The organism is Candidatus Infernicultor aquiphilus (assembly GCF_002784285.1).
In the GTDB taxonomy this organism is placed as follows: domain Bacteria; phylum Atribacterota; class Phoenicimicrobiia; order Phoenicimicrobiales; family Phoenicimicrobiaceae; genus Infernicultor; species Infernicultor aquiphilus.
In genome coordinates this window covers 1,957-6,517 of sequence record NZ_PFKO01000088.1, presented here as the reverse complement: position 1 = coordinate 6,517, position 4,561 = coordinate 1,957, and the positions used below count along the sequence as shown (strand labels likewise).

4 protein-coding genes are annotated in these 4,561 nt (G+C 34.5%); all 4 read left to right on the top strand.

What is annotated here, in order from left to right; translation table 11 throughout:
* Positions 1–1,372, top strand: a 1,372-nt coding sequence (locus COZ07_RS02530; protein ID WP_406607021.1) for a hypothetical protein, incomplete at its 5' end; no start/stop codon positions are given.
* A 9-nt stretch (positions 1,373–1,381) separates the two neighbouring features.
* On the top strand, positions 1,382–2,785 hold the full coding sequence (locus tag COZ07_RS02525; RefSeq protein ID WP_406607020.1) for a phage portal protein: 1,404 nt from the start codon (positions 1,382–1,384) through the stop codon (positions 2,783–2,785).
* Between the two features lie 3 nt (positions 2,786–2,788).
* The gene (locus COZ07_RS02520; protein WP_406607019.1) at positions 2,789–3,703 is read left to right on the top strand and encodes a phage minor capsid protein; all 915 of its coding nucleotides are present in this window, start codon (positions 2,789–2,791) and stop codon (positions 3,701–3,703) included.
* 119 nt (positions 3,704–3,822) lie between these two features.
* The gene (locus COZ07_RS02515; protein ID WP_406607018.1) at positions 3,823–4,509 is read left to right on the top strand and encodes a hypothetical protein; all 687 of its coding nucleotides are present in this window, start codon (positions 3,823–3,825) and stop codon (positions 4,507–4,509) included.
* Positions 4,510–4,561 lie beyond the last annotated feature (52 nt).

Genomic DNA, 4,561 nt, shown 5'->3' with positions numbered 1-4,561 from the left:
TTTTAGTAAATCTTTTGATAATTTTATAGGTGGCGGATATATTAAAGAGTTAGCAGGTTATTACGGAGATAATATTTGGACTTCTCGAATGTCGGGACGTGACCATTTTAAATCTGCAGGTCTTTATGCTTATTTTATGTGGATTTTAATGAAACAAGCATTAAGTGGCGGAGAGTATCAATATTTTTCTTTTCAAGAAGCAATGAGTAAATATCATATTGGTAAGATTAAAGATTTGATACAACGAAATCCTTACTATGAAGCTTGTATAGATAGAAAACCGAGAGCCGAAGGAGTTATCGATTATTTTTGGGGATATGATGAAAATAGAAAACCCTTGCCTTCAATAACTTTGGAACCTCATGGATTATTAGCCTTTAAGAGAGGTATTCATTGCCCTGGTATTTTTATAGATGACCCTTTGCGCGATCCTGAAAATAAATTAAACCCGACCATTATAGAGAAGGTTAATAGAATTATTTTTACAGAGTTATTGGATATGGTTAACAAAGGCGGTTTTTGTCATATAGTCGGAACACCTCAAACTTGGCAGGATTTTTTCTTTAACGAGAAAATGAAACTTAAGTTTGCAGTTAGAATACAACCATCGATAATTTCAGACGCGGATAAAATAGCGATATGGCCAGAGTGGCATAATTGGGAAGAATTGAATCATCGCCGAGAAATGAGGGGTGTTAAGATTTTTAATCAAGAATATATGTGCCGACCTGTTTATGCTGAGAATAGTTATTTTGAAGAAAAGCAGATATTAGATTTGATAAATTCTGAATTAACCAACTTACAGATTAGAGAATATAAACAAGAGTTTCCCGAAGATAAGCCGATAATTGATGAGTTAAATGTAGTTGATGTTTATGCGGGTTTAGATATCGGTAAAAAAGCCCATCCTTCACATTTCGCAGTTTTTAAAAATACTGGTTCAATGGACGAACCGCATTTCGTAGAGATACATCAGAAATTTATGGACGGTTGGGATTACATAAAACAAAAAGAGTATTGTGATAGGGCAATAGAGTTTTTCAAAATCAATACTTTAAGATATGATAATACTAGAGGAGAATTTGAGAGTTTCGCAGAACAGGGATTACTTGGTCCCGAATATGAACCAGTAAACTTTAGTGAGAAAACTAAAAATGGAATGGCGGCGAATTTGCAAAAGTATGTAATTAATTCTAAAATTGAATTGATAGATGATAGTAGGCAATTTAACCAGATTGTAGCGGTGGATAACGATTTACAGACAATGGCTTCACCCGAAGGACACGGAGATAGTTTTTGGTCTATCTGCCTAGCAATCCCAGAGATTATCATGCAAGTAAGGGCTTGGGAAAATAAACCAGAAGGGTGGTAAGGAGGAAGTATGGCAAACTTTCCAGCAACTAATGAAGATAAACAAAGAATTGACGATTACAGAACCAATGAGGATATTTTTCTTGGTTTACATTCGACAGCTTTTGCAAAGTTCTCGGCTCTTATGGCAAAGGAACAAAAATCGTTGATCTATATTGTTTGTAATTTCGGAGCGCTTATCTCCAAAGTAAGCGCTGATTTATTATTTGGAGAACAAATTAAGTTTAAATGGCCGAAAGAAGTTAAAGATACAAAATGGTTCGATGAGTTAATAGAAAATAATAAACTTCATACAAGGAATTATGAGAGTGCTTTATCGAATTCCTATCACGGGGATAGTGTAATTAAAGTTAGACAAGCAGAAAATAAAAAGATAATTATAGAATATATTACACCCGAAATTGTTTTTGTTAATTTAGATTCTGATAATATAAACGAAACAAAATCGATAGAGATTGCTTGGATTAAACAACAGGGCGACACAAAATATGTTCGTAAAGAAATTCATTATAAAGGGAAAATAGTTAATGAGTTATGGCTATTGAATGGGGATATTTTATCTGAAAAAGTTGATTTAGGAATTTTTTATGACAATATGCCAGAGGAACAAAACACGGGAGTTGATGACTTTTTAGTTAAAATAATTCCTAATTGGAAAACATCGAATAGGTTTTGGGGAATTTCTGATTACAATGATTTACATTCTTTGTTTGATGAAGCAAATAACAGGATAACCCGATTAGCCGATATTCTTAATAGACATTCAAACCCTAAATTAGCAGTTCCGAGAGGAGTGATAGATAAAAAAGGGCAAGTAAGAACACAGAATTTTGATTTGTTCGAGGTAGTTGCAACGACTGGTGGTGTAGCAAAACCAGAATATATCACTTGGGACGCTTCACTCGAAGCGGCATTTAAAGAAATAGATAAGATTGTAGAATTTGTCTTTCTATTTTCTGAAACTTCTCCGTCAGTATTTGGTATGGATAAAGGTGGAACTGCTGAAAGTGGTAGAGCCTTAAAGTTTAGATTATTGAGAACTTTAGCGAAAATATCCCGAAAGAAAAACTATTATGATGAGGCTTTAAAATGGGCAATGGTAGTTGCTCAAAAATTAGCTAAGAAAACTCCAGTTATTCCAAAGATAGAATGGCAAGACGGAATACCTCAAGACACTTTTGAACAAGCACAGATCGAAGAAATTAGATTACGTTCTGGTAATACCTCAAGGGAAAGTTCTATCAGAAGATTAGATAGTGGAAGCAATGATGATATTAAAGAAGAAATGGAAAAAATAGGTTCGGAAACAAAAGAGGTTACTTCAAGCATAGGTAATAAGCCGCCAATGCTAGATATGTCAAAACTTATGGGTGGTGGTAAAGAGCCTAAAGAACCGATGATGAAAAAGGAGTAGGCGGTGATTAAGAAAATTGATCTAACCGTAGGCAATATAGACAACCTTGTTAATTTCTATAAAGAAGGATATTTAGAATTACTTAAAATTGTTCAGACTAATAACTTACTTGGAAAAAGTAACGTTCAAAAATTATCACTAATGGCACAGGTAGATAAAATTCTTTTAGAATTAGACGAAGGTACAAAAGTTTGGATAGGTGCTAATATCCCAGAAATGTATAGGCAGGGATCGGTTGATATGGTTAATGAGTTAAATAAATTAAAGGGCGAAGTTAAGATAACCGATTTTAATTCTTTACATCAAGACGCGGTCCGAGTTATAGCAGACGAAAGTTACTTAGGTTTTGCGGAAGCATTAAAAACTGTTAAAAGAGATATTGTTTCAACTTTCGGTTTAGTAACCAAACAAGAAATAGTCGGGGAATTAGCAACAGGCATAATTTCGGGTAAAACTTTACCTCAAGTTCAAAAAGATATTCAAGCAGTTTTAAAAGATCACGGGGTAGTTTCTTTAATTGATAAGGGTGGGAAAACTTGGCAATTAGATACTTATTCCGAAATGTTAGCTCGGACCAAAATGGTGGAAGCATATCGGGTTGGTGGAGAATTGCGACTTATAGAAAACGGATATGATCTAGTTCAAATTACAGTTCACGGAGCGGCTGATGATTGTAGATTAGTTGAGGGAAAAGTTTATAGTCTAACAGGGCAGACTCCAGACTATCCAAATTTAGATGAAATAATGAATATGTCAAATCATATTTTTAGACCTAATTGCCGACACAGAACAATCCCGTATATTTCAGAGTTAGAGAAAAATCCCGATGAATTTAAAAGGCTATCGAATAAGGATCAAGAGATTAAAGATAAAACACTCCGAAAAGTAGGCTTCTCAACGATTGGCGATGGACGATGATAATTCTATTGACATAATTTTATATAGGATAGTATTATTAAATTAAGGGTGGCAGTCCTTGCGGTGGGACTTTAAATCGCCGCCAGCTTAGATATCTATAAATCTTAATAGGAGATCCTATGTTAAATGACAAAGATCAAAACTCTGGTGATGACCAGACTAAAAATAATCAAGGCGATGATAACGCCTCTAAAAAACAAGATGACCTTAACAAAGACGATAACAAAGGTGGCGAAGGTAAAGATGAAGATAAAAAGGGACCACCAAAGTCAGTTCCTTATGGGGAGTTTTCTGATACTCGCAAGGAATTGAAAAAAGCAAGGGAAGCTCTTGAAAAGATTAACAAAGAGAAGAAAGAAACGGAAGAAAAAGATCTTGCCGAAAAAGGTAAGTATAAGGAATTAGCCGAAGCGAAGCAGAAAGAAATTGATACTCTTAAAACACAGGTTGAGGGGAATCAAAAGTATAATGTTTTTGCCGAGAAAGCTCTTAAGGAAGGGGTTGTATCCGCAGGAGATGCCTTTAAATTAGCAGATCTCTCTGATGTAAAAATCGAAAATGGCGAAGTTAAAGGTATAAATGAAGTAATTGAAAAACTTAAGACAGATAAACCATTTTTGTTTAATGAAGATAATCGTGTTATTGGTTCGGGAACAAATCCCGCAGGTCAAAAAACCCAAGACGGGAAAAAAGTATATCGTCAATCAGAAATAGATGATTGGTTAGAAAATAACCGTGAAGAATACAAGAAACACGAAAACGATATTTCTAAAGCATACGCAGAAGGTAGAGTTACAGATAATTAAAATATAAGGGCAGAAAAGGAGTACAAATGAGTACTACAATCGGAAAAACAGA

Coding starts and splice junctions, on each gene's coding strand:
- COZ07_RS02525 (WP_406607020.1), top strand. CDS start 1,382: ATGGCAAACTTTCCAGCAACTAATGAAGATAAACAAAGAATTGACGAT.
- COZ07_RS02515 (WP_406607018.1), top strand. CDS start 3,823: ATGTTAAATGACAAAGATCAAAACTCTGGTGATGACCAGACTAAAAAT.